This window comes from Senegalia massiliensis (genome assembly GCF_900626135.1).
Taxonomy (GTDB): domain Bacteria; phylum Bacillota; class Clostridia; order Tissierellales; family SIT17; genus Anaeromonas; species Anaeromonas massiliensis.
Genome location: NZ_LR130786.1, coordinates 505,910 through 524,403 on the forward strand (window position 1 = coordinate 505,910; position 18,494 = coordinate 524,403).

Below are 18,494 nucleotides of genomic sequence, written 5' to 3' on the forward strand. Positions count from 1 at the left end.
ACACCCACATAAAATGTGGATGTTATTTTTTTATTTAAGTAGCTCGTCCAAATCTAGTTCATTAAAATCTTTTATAACCATATCTGCATGGGATAAATTTTGATTTGAAGTTTCATCTCCTTCATATCCAATAACTTTAATCCCTGCATTATTAGCAGCTTTTACTCCATTTTCTGAATCCTCTATAACTATAGCCTCTTCTTTTTTTACGTTTAATTTATCTAAGGCATATAAAAATATATCTGGTGCTGGCTTTGAATCTTCTACAAAATCCCCACTTATAAGTTCTTGAAAATACTCTCTTATCTCTAATGTTCCTATAATTTTTTCTATCCAAGATACAGGAGAAGAAGATGCTACAACCATCTTGATTCCTCTATTATGCAAATCTTTTATTAGAGGTATAACTCCATCTATTGCATTTACATTTTCTTTTAATTGAATATGATCTAAATATATTCCTCTTACTTCATCTACTAATTCATTTACTGTCTTGTTTAAATTATATTTCTTTTTTAATTTATCAAACATATAATAAGAATTAGTTCCTACAAATTCATCTAAATCCTTTTTTGTAATTTCAACTCCAAAATTAGCCATATATTCAATTTCTATTTTTACAAGTTCTGGCTCACTATTAACTATTACACCATCCATGTCAAATATAAATGCTTTAATCATAAAATCACCTTTACTTTCTTTCATATTATATGTATAATATTATCATAATTTATCAAAAATAAATAGGTGATGGAGCTCACCTTTAAATATTACATATAATGTAATTGATGGCTCCTACTTCTTTAGGATAACTCTATGGAAGTAGGAGCTTTTTTAATTTTAAAAAGGGGTTGTTTTTATGGCAGTTAGTTTTGCAATTATAATTATTTTGGGTTTACTGGCTAATAAGTTGTTTACTAAATTAAAGTTACCTGGTCTTCTAGGTATGCTTATAGTAGGTATTCTATTAGGTCCTTATGCCTTTGATATTCTAAATAAAGAAATATTAATAATTTCAGGAGATTTGAGAAAAATAGCACTCATAGTTATACTTCTTCGTGCTGGACTTGGAGTAAAAAAAGAAACATTAAAGAAAATTGGAATTCCAGCAATAAAACTTAGTTTTATACCTGGTATATTTGAAGGTTTTACACTTATATTCATTACAATGAAAATATTTAACTTCTCATTTGAACAAGCAGGCATACTTGCTTTTATAATATCAGCAGTCTCTCCTGCTGTGGTAGTTCCTTCAATGCTTTCACTTATTGATAAAGGAAAAGGAGAAAAGAAAGCTATTCCTACACTCATTCTTGCTGGTGCCTCTATTGATGATGTATTTGCAATAACAATATACTCTACTTTTTTAGGAATGTATAATGCAAAAAATGCAAATATCTTAAAACAATTATTAAATATACCTATATCTATAGCTCTAGGAATATCTATTGGAATTATAATTGGGTTTATTATGACTTATATTTTCAAACATTATCATATAAGGGATACTAAAAAAACACTTATCCTTCTATCAACTGCAATAATATTTAATAGTTTAGAAGAACCTTTAGAGAAAATTGTTCCTATAGCTACTCTTTTAGGTGTTATGACAATAGGTTTCATATTACTAGAAAAATACCCTAATGTAGCAAATAGATTATCATCTAAACTTAACAAGGTGTGGGTATTAGCTGAAATAATACTTTTTGTACTTGTAGGAGCAGAAGTAAATATTTTTGTTGCAATGGATTCAGGTTTAATTGGAATACTTGTTATAACTATTGGTCTTATTGGCAGGTCAATTGGTGTAATAATATCACTTATAGGTACAAATTTGAATTTTAAAGAAAGACTATTCTGTATTATATCATATACTCCTAAGGCTACAGTCCAAGCAGCTATAGGAGCAGTTCCTCTAACTATGGGAGTTAAAGGTGGAGAACTAATACTTGCTATTGCAGTACTTTCAATAATTATAACAGCCCCACTTGGTGCAATAGGCATTAAATTTGCTGGAGAAAGATATTTAGAGTAAAACTGTACCATTTAATTATCCACCTCATATTATATTGTGAGGTGATAAATATGTATTACGATTTTGTAGTTGCTGAGATTAAAGGTGGCCCTTTAAAAAGCGATATTAGAGGATATGTAAGTTTTAGAGATATAGATGGCGGCATAATAGTTTGTGCATATATTTACGGATTACCTGAATATATGCCTGGAACAAATAAAAAAGATCCAATTGGACCTTTTGGTTTTCATATTCACGAAGGAGAGTCTTGTACTGTAGGAGATCCAAACAATCCATTTCAAGCAGCAAAGGGACATTATAATCCTAGAAATGTTCCACATGGAAATCATCCAGGAGATTTTCCAGTACTGATTTCTAGTGATGGATTTGCTCAAATGTGCTTTTTCACAAATAAATTTAGCATAGATGAAATTATAGGAAAAGCTATTATAATTCATCAAAATCCTGACGATTATAGATCTCAACCTGCAGGAAATGCTGGTAAAAGACTAGCTTGCGGTATAATTAAACCTATGTATAATAAAATGCAAATGAGATGGTAAATAGATAGGTCTATTACCTATTACTCTAATGATAATAAAAGATTTAATATTTTAATACAATTATTGCCAAGGATATTTTTGTTCACATAGAAATATCCTTGGCAATAATTGTATATTTTTTTAAAAAAGATAGCATCCTACTATTATTAGTATTTAAGAATAAATATTCACATTTTTAAGAACCTTGAAATTTACACACTTTTGATTGTTATAAAAAAATCGTTAAAAAATAATCGTTTAATTATTGACATTTTTATTTCGTTAGTATATATTAGTTCCTGAAGGTAGCTACTAATAAAAATATTTAAATTATAATTCTTTTAAAGGTTTATGTTATTATTATATTAGTAATTTATACTAAATAATATTGAATATAAAGGAGAATTATAATGGATAAAGTAATTAGGATTTTAAAAAGTTTTAATTTTAACGAATCTGAGGCAAAAGCATATATTACACTGTTTCAACATGGTCCTTGTTCAGGTTATGAGTTAAGTAAAATGTCTGGTATTTCACGTTCTAAAATATACAATATTTTAGAATCATTATTTCAAAAAGGTTATGTATCGAATACCCAAGACGGAAAAGTTCTTTTATATAGAGCAGAACCAATTGAACATATTTCTAGATTAATAAAGACTTCTGTAGAAGATGGATTAGATATGCTTCAAGAAAGTATGTCCAATTTTGAAAAAACTATAGATAGTGAACAAATATGGAATATAAAAGGATATGAAAATATTATAAATAAATGCATAGATTTAATAGAATCTTCAAAAAAAGAAATCCTAATTCAAGTTTGGAGTGACGATTTAACTGATCGTTTAGAAGAAATTATTGTAAAAAAACAAAAAGAACTCGGCCGAGTTTTAGTAATAATCTATGATTCAGAAGATAATTACAACACTAAAATTGAAAAATTCTATAAACATGGTTTTGAAAAAAATAAAATTGCAGATACAGGAAGTAGATGGATTACAATTACTATAGACTCTGAAGAGATGTTACATGCATCTATTAAAAACTATAACGTAGCAAAAGGTATTTATACGAAGAATAAAGGTATGGTATTTTTTGCAAATGAATACGTAAAACATGATGCGTATTGTCTTAGATTAATAGACGCATTAGGTGATAAAGTAAAAGATGTTTTTGGAGAGAATATGGAGGGGATCCGAGATGTATTTGCTATAAATTAGGAGGATTATAATGGTATTAAATATTATTTTAACACTGATTGTTTTAGTAAACGGAACTTTTGCAGTAAAATTTGTTAAGAATTTACTTGCTAATAAAAATGAGGCAATGAATGAACCGGGAAACCCTATTGGAATGGCAATTTCTTCATTTACACTTTTTTTCCTATCAACTTTTGGAATATCAGATTTTGCAATATCTACTGTATTATATAGAAAGTTAAAATGGACTAGTGATAAGAAATTACCTGGAACATTAAATACACAATGTGTTATTCCTGTTGCAGTTATGGCTTTATCATATATTTCATCAATAAGTGTAGAGCTTAAAACATTAATAATAGCTATATTAGCTCAAGTTCTAGGTGCTTATATAGGCCCTAGATTTGTTGTCAAAATGAATGTTGATCTAATCAAAAAGTTTATATCTGTAGGTCTTTTAATCGCTGCTGGACTTATATTAATGGGCAAATTTGGAGTTTATCCTTCAGGCGGTAATGAAGTAGGTTTAGCAGGATTCAAATTAATATCTTTAGGTATTTTATCTTTTGTTTTTGGAGCACTTAATAATGTGGGAATAGGTTCATATGCATTAACTATGGCTACTGTTTATGCTTTAGGATTAAATCCTGGTGTTGCCTTCCCTATAATGATGGGAGCTTGTACTTTCTCAGTTCCAGTAGGAAGTATGCAATTTGTTAAATACGAATCGTATTCAAGAAAAATAACATTATTTACTTCTATATTTGGTTCTATTGGAGTTTTAGTTGCTGCATTTATTGTTAAGAGTATGAATGTTTCTATGCTTCAATGGTTAGTAGTTGCAGTATTAATATATAGTGCCATAACAATGATTTCTGATATAAGAAAATCTGAAAAAACTGGTGTTAAAGTCACTGCATAATTATATATAATTTATATTTTAAAAAGGATGTGTTTATTATTAAAGTTGTTGTTTTGAAAGATCATGATATTGAAAATGTATTTTCCATGAAAGATGCAATCAAAGCAGATAAAGATGCTTTAGAATTTTATTCAAAGGGAAAAACTTCTATACCTTTAAGAACTAATATAAGTGTAGATGAACAAAATGGACAAAGTCTATATATGCCAGGTTATGTATCTGGTGCAAATGCTTTAGGTGTAAAAATTGTTTCTGTATATCCAGATAATATTGAGAAAAAATTAAACTCTGTACCTGCAACAATGATACTTCTAAATAATGAAACTGGAGAAGTTTGTTCAATAATGGATGGAACCTATTTAACAAGAGTTAGAACTGGTGCAGTTTCAGGTGCTGCAACTGATGTATTAGCAAGGAAAGACTCTAAGATTTTTACCATTTTTGGTACAGGTGGACAAGCAGAGGGACAACTTGAAGCCGTATTAGAAGTGAGAGACATTGAAGCAGTTAGAGTATTTGATATAAGTAAAGATCGTGCAATAGAGTTTTCTGATAGGATGTCTGAAAAGTTTGCTGATAAATTTAATGTTAAAATTTTTCCAGTTGATAGCTCAGATGAAGCAGTAAAAGATGCTGATATTATTACATGTGTTACAACTTCAAAAAAGCCTGTTTTTGATGGTAAACTTATCAAAAAAGGTGCTCACATAAATGGTGTTGGTTCATATACTCCAGATATGCAAGAAATTGATGAGTATATTTTAAAGAAGTCTGATAAAGTATATGTAGATACAAGAGATGGAGTCTTAAATGAAAGTGGAGATTTTATAATACCTATAAAAGAAAATAAATTCTCAGAAAGTGATATAACTGGAGAACTAGGTGAAGTAATAATGGGCAAAGTTCCATCTAGAACTAATGATGAAGAAATTACTTTATTTAAAACAGTTGGCAGTGGAGTATTAGATGTTGTAACTGCAAGAAGAATATATGAAAAAGCCTTAGAAAAAGGAATTGGAAGTATTATAGAATTTTAATAATTTAACACCTCTGAAATATTTCAGAGGTGTTAAATTATATTTATATATTTTCATTATCTATCTTTTGAGATTTTTTTCTTAAAAACTCCCATTTAGTTTCTGCAGTGATAATTCCAACAAAAATAACAGCACTACCTATAACCATTTTAATTGTAAATAATTCTCCCAATAAAAGAATGGAAAAAAGAGTTCCAAATACAGCTTCTAAACTAAGTATAATAGCAGTATGAGTTGAGGTTGTATATTTCTGTGCTATATTTTGTATTAAGAAAGCTATTAATGTGCTAACTCCTCCTAGATAAAGTACAGTAAACCACCCTTGTCCACTTATATCTACATTTATAGGCTCAAGGGGTATTGCAAGAATAATAGAAAATATTGCTGCAAAAATAAATTGTAATATTGTAAGAACTATAGGATCATGTTTTTTTGCAAAATGACCTATTGATGTTATATGTGCTGCAAATAATAATGCACATAAAAGTGTAAGTAAATCACCACTATTTAATGCTACTCCACCTTCAAGAGTCAAAAATCCTATTCCTACAAGTGTTATAAAAGTAGCTAATATTTCAAGATTATGTGGCTTTCTTTTACTTATAAACCAAAAAAGGAAAGGAACCATTACTACATTTGTAGCAGTTAGAAACGCTTGCTTGCTAGCTGTAGTAAATTGTAAGCCTACTGTTTGTGCTGCAAATGCTGAAAATAAAAAACTACCTATTATAGCACCTGCTATTATATCACTTTTATTTACAGTTTTAAGCTTTTTAAAAAATACTACACTCATTAAAATAGAAGCTACAATAAATCTCATAGCATTCATAAAAAGTGGTGTCATATCATCTAATCCATTTTTAGTTACAACAAATCCACTACCCCATATAATGGCAACTAATACTAATGCCATATCTGCATATAAACTTTTTTTCTTATCTAATTTTACCACTACATCACCTCTTTATATTTAAGTTATAATTACATTATAGTGCATATCATATAAAAGGTAAATGAGAAAAAAGATATAAAATACCCTTAAGAATAAATATTCTTAAGGGTAAATATTAATTAAATATACTATTAAAAAATTCTTTTATAGCATCTATTATCTTTCCAATAAATGATCTTGCTTCTGGATTTTCATCTAATGCTTTATCAATCTTATCTCCTAAACCTTTAATTTGATTTTTTATTTCATTTAAATCTAAATCAAGTCCAGATATCTTATCCATTAATTTTGATATATCATCAATTTGTTCCTGAGTTAAATTTATATTTAATTCATTTGCTTTATCTTCTACTACTTCCTTTATTTCATTTACATTTGTAATATTATTATTTATAATATAAATTTTAATTTCGTTTATTAATTCTGTTGCCTTTTCTTTTCCTATGTTCTCATCTTTACCTAATTCTGAAGTTTTTGCTAATTCTTCTGATGCTATTTCTTTTTCTTCTTCAGATATTTTTTCACCTGATAAATCTTCAAATGCCTTTATTATCCCAGTAAGGGCTGCTGTACCTGTAACTTTCATAGGACTATTTACCATTACTTTAGCATCTTTTATTCCTACTGTTACTAAAGCATTTTTATACATTTCATCAGTTACCCATGTAATATTATTACTATCTACTTCAATCCCTGCACCATCTTCAAGTTTTTCAACATAAACAGAAGACAATGCTTTAGTACCTATTATACTTTCATCAATATGTTCTAAAAAATATTTTCTCTCTTCTTCATTTGTCACTTCAATAACTCTTACATCTTCACCTACTCCAAAGTATTCTTTCATTTCTTCTTTTTGCTTATCGGTTAAATCTTCTCCAATACTTACTACATTGTCACCAACTACTGCATCAGCAAAACCAAAAGATGATATAGCAAATATAGATATTAAAAGTATAGACATTATTTTCTTAATCATAAAAACACTCCTTTTAACTTGTTTAAATGTATTATACCATATTGATAATATTTTAATCTATATTTGTAGTTATAATGAAATATGTTATTAATATTACAGAATTAAATTTTCATTACTTTCTGATAATTTGTGATAAATACTATTTATATATGGTATAATTTTGTAAAGGAGGTATTGTATATGAAAAAATATGGTTCTCTTATAGGATTAACTAGCTTATCATTAATTGAATTTATATTTTATCTAAATGGTGGTAGGGATGATTTAGAAACATTCTTTTTGATATGGTCTATAGTTTGGTTAGCTATGATTCTATTTGGATTATTTAATACATTTCAAAAAGGAGGTACATACAATACTGCAAGTCCCATGGGTCATCCCAATGATTTTTTAATTACCTCCTAGCAAAAAACAAAAGGTAATGTAACTAACAATTCACTTACTACAGTATTTATGCTAGTATTTTTATTCGGATTTAATTTACTTGGATATTTGATTTTTATGTAATATAAATGCTAGTTCTAAATTAGAACTAGCATTTAGTATTTATTTAAGTCTTTCAAATAATATATTATTTTCCAAATGAATATGCTCAAATAAATCTTTTTCTATAGCTTCTATTTTTTCAAAAGTTATTATATATGTGTTACATCCATCTTCTGGAACTTTAAATCCATCTGTTATTTTTCTCATTTCTTTTAATATATCTCCTGCTGCCTCATGTTCTGATTCTGTTTCTTCTAATACTTTTAAAGCTTTTATTCTATTTTCTTCTGTAGGATCTTTTTCATATTGTTTGATCATAGGGAATAATAATTCTTCTTCTTTTATTAAATGCTCTTCTATTTCAGCTTTTAAGCTATTAAATAATTTGTGTAATTTTGATAATTCAGTTCCATGTGATACATAATGCACTTTTAATATTTTTGAAAGTAATTCCTGTGTAATAGGCATTTCTTCTTTCATAAATGTATGATGTTTGTTTACAATATAATCTATTTGTTCACCCATAGTTTTTTCTTTGAAATTGTAACTATTTTCTACTTCATCTTTCATCTTTTCATATTCACTATTCAATCTATCTAGTAATTCTTTTTCATTTAAATCTTTTTCTTCTATAGCAATACTAAGTGATCTGTCTCCGCCACAACAAAAATCTATTTCATAATCCATAAATATATTTGTAGCCCCTGGAAAAATTGTTGCTATATCACCTATTCTTTGCTCTTTATTTATTGTTCTTTCCATTGATATTACCTCCTTATTTATTAGGTGTAAAACTACAATATCCTATTTCATCACATCTATTCTTCATTTCATCCCAAGTATCTATTTTTTCTATTGATTCTAAAGCTGTAGGATACAATATATAATTTTCTTTAAATATATGATCCCTTAGATTAAAAACTATATATTTAGATACTTCATCTAACTTGATTTTAAATCGTTCAAAGTTCATATTCTCTACATTATGAGAAATTTCTTTTAATAAATTTTTTCTTTCTCTCAAATTATCATGTTCCATTCTCATAATTCTAGTTGGTCCTGTAATCTCTCTACCTTCCATTTCTAAAAATAATACTTCTTCTTCTCTTTGATGATGCTTTTCAGCATCTAATATATTAAGTGATAACTGTCTTAACTTTTTAAATTCTTCTCTATCTTTACTATAATTAGTCATTTCTTGTATTTTTAAATTTAAACTATCTAACTCTGTTAAAAATTCTAATATTCTATCATGTTCACTTATCAATGTTTCTAATACATGGCCTTCATCTATTTTTAACTTAAGTTTTTCTAACTCACCTTTTAACACTTCCATATGAATATCACATAAATGTCTTAAATCTTCTGGTTTCATTCCTTTGTCAATCAATTTTTGCTCAGCCATTGATAATTCTAAAGGATTAATATTTTTAACTAATTCTAATGCTTCATTTCTTAATTCAGGAGTTATATTTCCTTTGTTAAGCTTTTCTAATATATTTGATAATTTATCTATTTTATTCACTATAATCACTCTCCTTAACTTACTAATATATCTTTTATTACTCGTGTAGAAGCTTTCACTTCTTCTATATTTTCCTTATCTGGATTAAATTTTACTCTTATTGGAAACTTGATATTATCCATACCCGTTGTTTTAATTACATATGAACTATCTACTAATTTTATATTTGTATCTTGTAAATAATCTTTTATAACTTCTACTGCTTCTCCACTCCATCCATAAGATCCAAATGCTATTCCTAATTTTTCTTCTAAATTCATATATTTTAATATTTTTAATACTTTTTCTATTCCACCCACCATATCAGCATATCTTGTGGAACTTCCAAAGAAAATAGCATCAGAATTCTTAATTTTTTCTTTTACATCATCCATATCTACATTTTCTTTTATATTAATCATTTCTGTTTTTATTCCTTGTAATTCTAGCTCTTCAGCTATATGTTTTGATATTCTTTTTGTATTTCCTGTCATTGTAGAAAAAAGTATAAGAGCATTTTTATCTTTATTTGGCTTGCTCATTTCATCATATAAATCAATATATTTCTTAGGATTATCTCTTAAAATATATCCATGGGATGGAGCTATTATATCTATATCAAGTCTTCTAATTTTTTCTATCATATCTTGAACATATGGTCTGTGAGGATGCATAATCAAACTATAATAAACTTTAAAATCTTCTGTAATATCATATGGAGCTAAGTCATTAAATAATTTATCAGTAGCTACATGAGTGCTAAATATATCACAAGGATATAATACTTTATCTTCCACTGAATAAGTTATCATTGTTTCTTCTGTATGAAGGAAAGGTGTTTCAAAAAACTGAAGTGTTTTGCCTCCTATATCCAAAATATCTCCATCTTTTATAATCATAAATTTTTTATCATGAAGTTTATACATTTCCTTAAGCTCTTCTGCTCCTAGCTCTGTTGTAACTATTGTAGCTTGTTTAGCTTTATTAATTAATGCTGGTAATCCTCCAGAATGATCTGGCTCAACATGATTTATAACTATATACTGTATTTTTTCTAATTCTATATAATCTTTTAACTCTTCAACAAAATTTCTTCCAAAACTTATATCTACTGTATCTATAATTGTTGGTTTTTCAGTATCTAAAAAATAACTATTATAAGTTGTTCCTTTTTCTAATGTTAATCTATGGAAAGGTACCTTTCTGTCATCTACATATCCTACCCAATATGAATCTTTAGCTATTAATTTATCGTTCATTATAATACCTCCTAGAGTTTTTTCTCTGTATCTTTAATTACATTATAATGGCAAATAAAATATAAATCTGTGATAAATATCAAAATCCCGATAAAATTAATCGGAATTAATTTAAAAACTAATTATATGCATAAAAAATGCTAGATATCAATTTTTGATATCTAGCATAATAAAAACTCTAATCTATAGGTATATCAATAACTTTATTATATTCTTTGGAATACGTCATTCTTCTTATATCTAACTTATAGTTTTCTCCAACATCTTCAAATTCTAAAGTTCTAGTATAAAGAATTTTTCCATCTTTTAACTTCTTATATTTTCCATCAGTTATTCTATTTAATTCTATCTTTTTATCCTCTATTAATAGATATAATTCTGAAATAACTACATCTTCCTCAGTTGTAATAGTAATTAAAGTTTTTCCTTTTTTTTCTTCAATATTATTTATCAATACATTTTGATTATATATTTTAAAATCTTTATTTTTAATTTCCTTATTTATATCTATAATCTCATTTACATCATGATCCCCAGAAAAACTAACTAATTCCAATTTTAGAGACTTTAAATCTTTTGGTAATGAATCGTATTCTTTATGAAATGTAATACCCTTAAGATCTGTACTACTCCCTCCCCCTTGCGATTGGAGTTCTTCATCATTTGCATATAATTTTATTTCTATTCTATCCGGTCTTAATCTTTCATTACTTATAGTGTCTTTAGCAAGTTCAAAAATATTTTGTATTGAACCTTTAATAACTGTTCGTGTAGGAGAAGCCAAAACAGAATCAAAATGTATGTCCTCTCTGTCTATTTTAATGGTTTTATTAATAGAAGATTTTAGAGTATTTCCCATAGCTTTATCTCTATCTATTTTAAATGAAATTTCTCCTTCTTCATTTATATTTTCATTAAATAAATGAATTTTAAAATCTAATGTTCTTTCAAAAAAATAAGGTGTCTCAAAACTTTGTATATACTTAATCATTGTTCCTTCCTCATTAGATTTTCCTTGTCCTCCTTCAGGAGAATACTCATTTATTAATCCTTTTAAGCTTAATTGGGGTATCATATCTTGTGCATTTCCACTGGGATCTTTTATGGTATAAAATGCTAATAATTGACTGTCATCTATCATAATAGCATCTAATGTTACAGAGACATCATTCTCAAAAATATAACCTTTATTAATAATTTGACCTTTACCTTGTTCATTTAGATCTTTTATGGCGCCATTCATTACATTGTCATATCCTAATATTTTTTTACCATAAAAGGCTAAAGCATCAAAGTTATACCCAATTAATAAAAACACTAAACTTGCAGCTATAATTCTGATTAATTTACTTTTGTTTCTTTTTGGAATTTGCTTATCTTCTAATGCTTTTGTAAGTCTATATTCTAAATTATCTGGAGCATTAATTTTATCTAATTCTTTTTTCTTGTTTTTTAACATCTTCTCTATATTATTCAATATCTTCACCTCCAATTTTATCTTTCAATTTCTTTATAGCATTAGAAATTCGAGATTTTACCGTTCCTAAAGGTATATTCAATATTTGTGATATGACCTTATATTCTAAATCTAAAAAATATCGTAATCTAATTACATCTTGGTACTTTTCTCCTAATTGTGATATGTATTTTTCTAATATAATTTTATTATCCCTTTTTTCAATATCTCCCTCGTAATATAATTCATTTATAGAATTTAATGGAATTGTTCTTTTTCTTTCCTTAAGAAGCCTTTTACACCTATTAACTAATATAGTCTTACTCCAACTATAAAAAGATTCATGTTTTTTTAACTTATCAATATTTTCATATAAAATTATAATCATATCTTCCATAGCATCTAATGCATCTTCTTTATTTTTAAGATAAACATATGCTAATTTATAATATTCATCTTTTTGGTACATAACTAATTGAACTAATGCGTTTTTATCTCCAGCCTTTGCTTTTTTCACTAGAATTTTTGTCTGCATTATTTCACCTCGCTTTCATATATAAGAGTATCATCTATATTAAAAAGTTCAATTTAATTTATAAATAGAACAAATTAGGTATATATCTTAAATTTAAGATATATACCTAATTTGTTTATCTTCCACGTCATCTTCTCTATGTATTAATGCTATTTATATACTACTTCAAACTCTTCAAATACTACTGGCATGTCTTTTGAAAATTTCATATTATATTCTTCTAATTCTTTTTCAAAGAAGTCTATATGAACTCTTCTCCAATATTCTAAAGACTTATCCCCTTCCCCTTCTATTTCTGCCATTTCTTCATTTACATCTTTAAAAGGAAGAATAATTATTTTTTTAATTCTTATAATACACTGAGCAGCTCCATCCCAATTAGTAATTATACTATAATCATAAACTTTAGGTAATTCTTCATCATCTATATCATAAATATCATAAAGTGATGCAGTTCCTCTTTTAGTCCCTTGTAGTACTAACTTTGCCAAATTATCAGCACTTTCTTTATCGCTACAAAAATACCATGATGTATAAGATTTATTAGTATCTTCTATATCTTCCCCTATAGAAAATAAGTAATCTTCCCACATTTTAATTACTGATGCATGTTCATTTTCCATATTTTCAATCCTCCAATATTTATTTTTATATATATTTCTTAATACTTTCTATATATTATAGTAATTATGCTATTTTAATTTAAAAATTCATATGCATACTCTATTTGTCTTTCAAATCCCATAGATTCATATGTTTTCATTGCAGATTTATTTAAAACTGAAGTTACTAAAATTGGATTTTTATATTGGCTAATTGCAATATCTATCATATGTCCAATTAATTCCTTTCCTAATCCTTTGCTTCTATAATCTTTATCAATATAAACACTTGTAATCTATGCAAATTTTCGTGTTTTTCCTATAAACCTTGCCATTCCTATAGGTTTATTTTCATAATATAAAATATAAACTCCCATTTTTACCTTTTCTAATATTTTTTCATTATTAGTAACAGATTTTATTTCTTGTTCTGTTTCTGCTTCTAAAAAAGATACTGTAAATTTCTTTATTACTTCTAAATCTTCATCACTAAAATTTGCAAGTCTAATTTTAGTTTTATATTTTTTATGAATATTTTTATATTTGTCTTGATTTAACTTATAAAAAATATTAGGAGTTATATTTCTTTTATAGCCTAAAATACTAATTATATCTTTAATATCTGCCATTTTTCCTGATAATAAAATTCTTTTATAATTTAATTCACTAATTTTAAATGCAATATTTTTTAATCCAATTTTATTTGTATATGAAAAATTAGTTAAATATGAATTTCCATCATTTTTTATATGCAAAATATCAATTATTCTTTCTTGAGTTTTATTAATATATAATTCACCTATATTTTTTATATTATTTTGAATCAAATCAATTAATATTGTATTGTATATTTCATCATTATATAAGAATTTTAATATTTTATTTTTCAAATTATCTGTTATAATATTTATTCTTTCCATATTAATTTTCACCATATTCTAAAAAGTATTTCTTAGATTTTTTTAGAATATCCCTTTCTTTTTCATATTCTAACACCCATTGAGGATTATAAGTTTCAAGCTTTACTACTCCTTTTGGTAAGCCTAACATGGCAAAACTCCTTTTTATTTCTATTTGTATTTTTAATCCTATTAACTCTTCTAATTTTAATATTATTTCATATTACTTTTAAATTCTACATTTGTTTTATAAAACCTTTATATATATAAGAAAAAAAGATTGAATTTGAAAAAATTCAATCTAAAATTATAATCTATTCATTTTTATCATTCAATGGTTTTTAAAGGTTTAAATTTTTCATCAGATAAAATAAAGTTAACTTTATTGTTATCGAATACATTAACTGATATTTCATTGCTCAAATACTTTGCTGACTCTTGTAATTCAGTATCATCTAGATAATCTTCATCAACAACAAAAGAAAGCTTATAAATGTCCTCGCTTTTATCAATCTTTAAAAATACAGGTGAACCACCATCAAATAATCCTTGTTGACTTAAATAATTCCCTAGTTCTTCTGCTTGCTCTTCAGTAACGCGTTCTGTATAATACAATTCACTTTCATTATAAGTAATCTTATTATCAGGTATATGTATTGTAGTTATCAATAGAAATATTAATATTGCTGATACAATTAAACTAATTATAACTGGAATTAGATATGATGCTTTTCGACCTCCATTGTCAATATGTTCTTTAAATAAATTAGATTGGTCGTGATAAGCATATATTGCTACTCCAATATTTAAAGCTGTAAATATAATCCTATCTATTCCTCCATCAATTAAATACTCTAAGGCTATAATAATAAATACACTTATAAATGTAATAGCTAAAGAATTTCTTTTCTTTTTACGATACCCTAATTTTCCACAATTTAATGAATAGAGAATTGCAACTGGTAAAAAAGAAAATATAGGACCCAAAACTAAAAAACCTCTTGGATTCCATAATTTTTTTCTTTCCTTTTCATTTCCTTGTTCAACTATATCTTTATCATATTCCATAAAATCCCTCCATATATTCAACCTTACTTATATGTTGTTAGTTTTACATTATATAAATTTATCTCAATTTATATATCCCCTTACAACTATTGATTTAAACCTTAATTTGGTTATTAACAATCTTAAGATTAAACTATCATCTATGATTCGGTTAGATAATAATTTTTATATTGAGTGATTTTATATATGGAGTTTTAAAAATTATTACATAATTTATTTACTATTTATATTTGTAATCCTATCTAGTTCTTCTGATTCCATACCTTCTGATTTCAATATTGAAGTTATTAATTCAGTTTTTCCTTCAATATATGAATCAATATCATTAGTATATTTATCTGCTAATTTTCTCTTTAATTTACTATATAACTCAACAGATTGCTTATTATTTCTTAAATGATTTCTTAATAATAAATGATTTATAAGGTTTTCACTATCCTTCATACAAACATATAAATGATGTTCCATCCAAGTTATTTTAGGATTATTTGGATCATATTTTAACATTTGTCTTCCTTCTATACCTAAATTCCCTATATGCTTATATCCAACACTTTCTAGTAATTCTATTGATTTCTTAGAATCTTCTTTATTTTCAATAATAATATCAATATCTAAAATAGGTTTTGCCCAAAGTCCTTCAACTGATGTGCTTCCTACATGTTCAACTTTCATATTTATATTTTCTAGTAAATTTTCATAAAAGCATTTTGCTTTATTAAATTCTTCTTTCCACTTAGGATTATATGGTTCAACTATTATTTTTCTCATTTCTTACTATCTTTCCTAAATAACGATATTCCTCCAAAGCCACTTATAATTGCTATATAAAATCCAAAGTCATAAAACCATCCTGTATTCATAGTTTCATATACCCTTATGTTTTCTTTAAATATCCCTGCTATAAGTGATATTGGTGCAATCCATCCATGCCAAACACCCCAAAAGAATCCAGCAGGATCCGATTGGGTATATGTACCATCTCCTGGAATACACCCGGATAATATTAAAGGTACTCCTAATGATACAATAAATAATAAAGGTAATTTTTTCTTCATAATATTCTCTCCTTCAAAATTATATTGATATACCAAATCCTTGTGCTATTTCCTTAAGCCCTAGTTCAATCTCTTCTCTAGAAAAATCATTTTCCTCAAGGAATTCATCACTTAGATTGTTAAGTCTATCATAAAAATCTAAAGCTAACAATATATGATCCTTATTTCTAACATCTAAATTCTCAAATAATAAATTTTCAGCTTCATTTATTTGTCCTTTTCCTATAAGCAATAATAATTGATTATGTATATAATCAGTGTGAGTATAATGCTCATTATTTGTTATTTCATAAGTAACAGTATCTTTATTTAAAAGGACTTTAGCTAAAAACCTTATTATATTTCTTATAATTCTCATTACATAGTCTTGCTCAAACATTAATACCACTCCTAATTGTGAAAATCATTACTTACTTAAGTTATAAAATTTAATTTATATCTCTCTGCTTAATCTTATCATATCTATACATCTTATCCCATTTTCTATAATCTCATCAGGATAATGTTTAATAAAGAAATCTCTATCAATTCCAATTATACGAAACCCACACTTTTGATATAATGCTAATTGTTCTAAACTAGAATTACCTGTTCCAACTTCTAAAGTTTTTTGTCCTAGTTTTTTTGTTTTTTCTATTGCATCTAAAACCATAATTTTGCCTATACCTAGTCCTTGTTTTTCTTCCTTTACTGCTATATTTATAAGTTCCATTGTATATGGTCTAGTCTTTAACAAAATGTACGCTCCAATAATTTCGTCATGCATCAATGCAATATAGCAAGTTCCTCTATTAATATATTCATTTATTGCATCTTTAGAAGGATCTGCTAAAAGTAATAATTCAATTGGAATTTTATCATCTTTTCTTAATTTACAAATTACAATATCATTATTAATTTTATTCATATATGAACACCTCTTATATTTAACTAATCATCAGATACTCCTGATTCATTAATTTTAAATGTTTTATTATCACAATCTATTTCTGCTTCAACTCCATAAGGTAATATACACATTGGAGAGGTATGTCCAAAATTCATATTATACATAATTGGTAAATCATATCTTTTTGATTCATCCCTTATAACTTTTAAATATTCCTCTTTATATTCTTCATAATATTTTTCATCTTGAGGCTTACCTATAATTAAACCATTTATTTTATCAAGAATACCTAGAGCATTATATGTTCTAAGATACCATTTTATATAATTTGGTGTAGGTTTATCTTCACTAGTTTCTAAAAATAAAATTTTATTTTCCCATTCTTTTAAATCAGGCCATAATTCTGTTCCTCTTAACCAGTCAAGTACCTCTATACAACCACCAATTAATTTACCTTTTACTTTGCCTTTTCCTTGAAGAATTTCATAACCTATTTTTTCAGTTTCTAACTTTCTTTTTATTTTACTATTTTCTTGTCTATCCCATGTCAACCACTCAGAAGTCCAATATTCACTTCCTTTTATTTCACCTATCACTTCATCACTAAATAATACTTTTTTAATCCAATTTATAGTATAATCATGCATTTCTACACTTTCAGCAAATTCTGCTAAGATACATGGTCCATAATAACTAGTTAATCCTGCTTTATAACACATAAAATGATTTATAGTTGTATCAGAATATCCCATGAATATTTTAGGATTATTTCTTATAACCTCAAAGTCTATATATGGTAAAAGTCTAATCGTATCATCTCCACCTATATTAGAAAATATTGCTTTAATTTCTTTATCTCGAAATGCATCCATCATATCTTTAGCTCTTGCCTCTGGATTTTCATTTAAATATTTACTACCTTTTAAACTATTTTTCATTTCTACAACTTTAAGTCCAAATACCTCTTCTAACCTTCTTTTTCCTATTTCATATCTATATCTAAATTCTTTATCTCCTGCTCCCCCCCATGATAAACTTACAATTGCTACTTTATCTCCTCTTTTTAGTTTCAAAGGTTTAATCATAATTATCT

At 26.4% G+C, this 18,494-nt stretch carries 24 protein-coding genes and 1 riboswitch; of the genes, 6 read left to right on the plus strand and 18 right to left on the minus strand.

Annotation, left to right across the window (positions count from 1 at the left end):
• Positions 1 to 30: 30 nt before the first annotated feature.
• Positions 31 to 705 carry an HAD family hydrolase gene (locus tag E0D94_RS12325; RefSeq protein WP_130807867.1) on the minus strand — a complete coding sequence of 225 codons (675 nt, stop codon included), beginning with the start codon at positions 703 to 705 and terminating at the stop codon, positions 31 to 33.
• A gap of 32 nt (positions 706 to 737) precedes the next feature.
• A riboswitch (Fluoride riboswitch) is annotated at positions 738 to 805 on the plus strand.
• Positions 806 to 859: 54 nt separating this feature from the next.
• Between E0D94_RS12325 and E0D94_RS12330 the strand changes: the two genes are divergently transcribed.
• From E0D94_RS12330 to E0D94_RS12350, 5 genes are all read left to right on the plus strand, one after another.
• Positions 860 to 2,035, plus strand: coding sequence for a cation:proton antiporter (locus E0D94_RS12330; protein WP_130807868.1), 1,176 nt, complete (start codon positions 860 to 862; stop codon positions 2,033 to 2,035).
• 50 nt (positions 2,036 to 2,085) lie between these two features.
• Positions 2,086 to 2,577, plus strand: coding sequence for a superoxide dismutase family protein (locus tag E0D94_RS12335; protein ID WP_130807869.1), 492 nt, complete (start codon positions 2,086 to 2,088; stop codon positions 2,575 to 2,577).
• Positions 2,578 to 2,966: 389 nt separating this feature from the next.
• The gene (locus E0D94_RS12340) at positions 2,967 to 3,776 is read left to right on the plus strand and encodes a TrmB family transcriptional regulator (RefSeq protein WP_130807870.1); all 810 of its coding nucleotides are present in this window, start codon (positions 2,967 to 2,969) and stop codon (positions 3,774 to 3,776) included.
• Positions 3,777 to 3,786: 10 nt separating this feature from the next.
• Positions 3,787 to 4,677: a sulfite exporter TauE/SafE family protein gene (locus tag E0D94_RS12345; RefSeq protein WP_130807871.1), complete on the plus strand. Its 891-nt coding sequence runs from the start codon at positions 3,787 to 3,789 to the stop codon at positions 4,675 to 4,677.
• A 53-nt stretch (positions 4,678 to 4,730) separates the two neighbouring features.
• Positions 4,731 to 5,714 (plus strand): ornithine cyclodeaminase family protein, encoded by a 984-nt coding sequence (locus E0D94_RS12350; RefSeq protein WP_278044705.1) that lies wholly within the window; start codon positions 4,731 to 4,733, stop codon positions 5,712 to 5,714.
• Positions 5,715 to 5,757: 43 nt separating this feature from the next.
• On the opposite strand, the gene E0D94_RS12355 is transcribed toward E0D94_RS12350, so the two are convergent.
• Both E0D94_RS12355 and E0D94_RS12360 read right to left on the minus strand, forming a co-directional pair.
• Positions 5,758 to 6,666 (minus strand): DMT family transporter, encoded by a 909-nt coding sequence (locus E0D94_RS12355; RefSeq protein WP_242620542.1) that lies wholly within the window; start codon positions 6,664 to 6,666, stop codon positions 5,758 to 5,760.
• Between the two features lie 115 nt (positions 6,667 to 6,781).
• Positions 6,782 to 7,645 (minus strand): DUF1002 domain-containing protein, encoded by an 864-nt coding sequence (locus tag E0D94_RS12360; RefSeq protein WP_130807872.1) that lies wholly within the window; start codon positions 7,643 to 7,645, stop codon positions 6,782 to 6,784.
• Between the two features lie 180 nt (positions 7,646 to 7,825).
• Between E0D94_RS12360 and E0D94_RS12365 the strand changes: the two genes are divergently transcribed.
• The gene (locus E0D94_RS12365) at positions 7,826 to 8,050 is read left to right on the plus strand and encodes a hypothetical protein (protein ID WP_130807873.1); all 225 of its coding nucleotides are present in this window, start codon (positions 7,826 to 7,828) and stop codon (positions 8,048 to 8,050) included.
• Positions 8,051 to 8,191: 141 nt separating this feature from the next.
• On the opposite strand, the gene ric is transcribed toward E0D94_RS12365, so the two are convergent.
• The 15 genes from ric to E0D94_RS12435 form a co-directional block, all read right to left on the minus strand.
• Complete coding sequence (gene ric / locus E0D94_RS12370; RefSeq protein WP_130807874.1) at positions 8,192 to 8,893, minus strand: iron-sulfur cluster repair di-iron protein; 702 nt, start codon at positions 8,891 to 8,893, stop codon at positions 8,192 to 8,194.
• Between the two features lie 13 nt (positions 8,894 to 8,906).
• Positions 8,907 to 9,656: a DUF438 domain-containing protein gene (locus E0D94_RS12375; protein WP_423213403.1), complete on the minus strand. Its 750-nt coding sequence runs from the start codon at positions 9,654 to 9,656 to the stop codon at positions 8,907 to 8,909.
• A 14-nt stretch (positions 9,657 to 9,670) separates the two neighbouring features.
• A complete protein-coding gene (locus E0D94_RS12380; protein ID WP_423213404.1) occupies positions 9,671 to 10,897 on the minus strand; it encodes an FprA family A-type flavoprotein in 1,227 nt (408 codons plus the stop codon).
• 175 nt (positions 10,898 to 11,072) lie between these two features.
• A complete protein-coding gene (locus E0D94_RS12385; RefSeq protein ID WP_130807876.1) occupies positions 11,073 to 12,371 on the minus strand; it encodes a DUF4179 domain-containing protein in 1,299 nt (432 codons plus the stop codon).
• Entirely contained in the window at positions 12,364 to 12,867 is a 504-nt protein-coding gene (locus E0D94_RS12390) for an RNA polymerase sigma factor (protein WP_341274576.1), read from the minus strand. The genes E0D94_RS12385 and E0D94_RS12390 overlap by 8 nt, the downstream gene beginning before the upstream one ends.
• Before the next feature lie 167 nt (positions 12,868 to 13,034).
• Complete coding sequence (locus E0D94_RS12395; RefSeq protein ID WP_130807878.1) at positions 13,035 to 13,508, minus strand: ASCH domain-containing protein; 474 nt, start codon at positions 13,506 to 13,508, stop codon at positions 13,035 to 13,037.
• A 74-nt stretch (positions 13,509 to 13,582) separates the two neighbouring features.
• Positions 13,583 to 13,783, minus strand: a complete 201-nt coding sequence (locus tag E0D94_RS12400; protein ID WP_130807879.1) for a GNAT family N-acetyltransferase — start codon at positions 13,781 to 13,783, stop codon at positions 13,583 to 13,585.
• Positions 13,784 to 14,407, minus strand: coding sequence for a hypothetical protein (locus tag E0D94_RS12405; RefSeq protein ID WP_130807880.1), 624 nt, complete (start codon positions 14,405 to 14,407; stop codon positions 13,784 to 13,786).
• A 1-nt stretch (position 14,408) separates the two neighbouring features.
• A complete protein-coding gene (locus E0D94_RS15145; RefSeq protein WP_278044706.1) occupies positions 14,409 to 14,537 on the minus strand; it encodes a hypothetical protein in 129 nt (42 codons plus the stop codon).
• A 176-nt stretch (positions 14,538 to 14,713) separates the two neighbouring features.
• Positions 14,714 to 15,454, minus strand: a complete 741-nt coding sequence (locus E0D94_RS12410) for a hypothetical protein (RefSeq protein WP_130807881.1) — start codon at positions 15,452 to 15,454, stop codon at positions 14,714 to 14,716.
• Between the two features lie 213 nt (positions 15,455 to 15,667).
• Positions 15,668 to 16,225, minus strand: a complete 558-nt coding sequence (locus tag E0D94_RS12415; protein WP_130807882.1) for a GrpB family protein — start codon at positions 16,223 to 16,225, stop codon at positions 15,668 to 15,670.
• Positions 16,222 to 16,512 (minus strand): hypothetical protein, encoded by a 291-nt coding sequence (locus tag E0D94_RS12420; RefSeq protein ID WP_130807883.1) that lies wholly within the window; start codon positions 16,510 to 16,512, stop codon positions 16,222 to 16,224. Before E0D94_RS12420 ends, E0D94_RS12415 begins: the two co-directional genes overlap by 4 nt.
• 19 nt (positions 16,513 to 16,531) lie before the next feature.
• A complete protein-coding gene (locus E0D94_RS12425; protein ID WP_130807884.1) occupies positions 16,532 to 16,891 on the minus strand; it encodes a DUF6483 family protein in 360 nt (119 codons plus the stop codon).
• A 54-nt stretch (positions 16,892 to 16,945) separates the two neighbouring features.
• Positions 16,946 to 17,419: a GNAT family N-acetyltransferase gene (locus E0D94_RS12430; RefSeq protein WP_201750392.1), complete on the minus strand. Its 474-nt coding sequence runs from the start codon at positions 17,417 to 17,419 to the stop codon at positions 16,946 to 16,948.
• A 23-nt stretch (positions 17,420 to 17,442) separates the two neighbouring features.
• Complete coding sequence (locus E0D94_RS12435) at positions 17,443 to 18,486, minus strand: S66 family peptidase (protein ID WP_207289770.1); 1,044 nt, start codon at positions 18,484 to 18,486, stop codon at positions 17,443 to 17,445.
• Positions 18,487 to 18,494 lie beyond the last annotated feature (8 nt).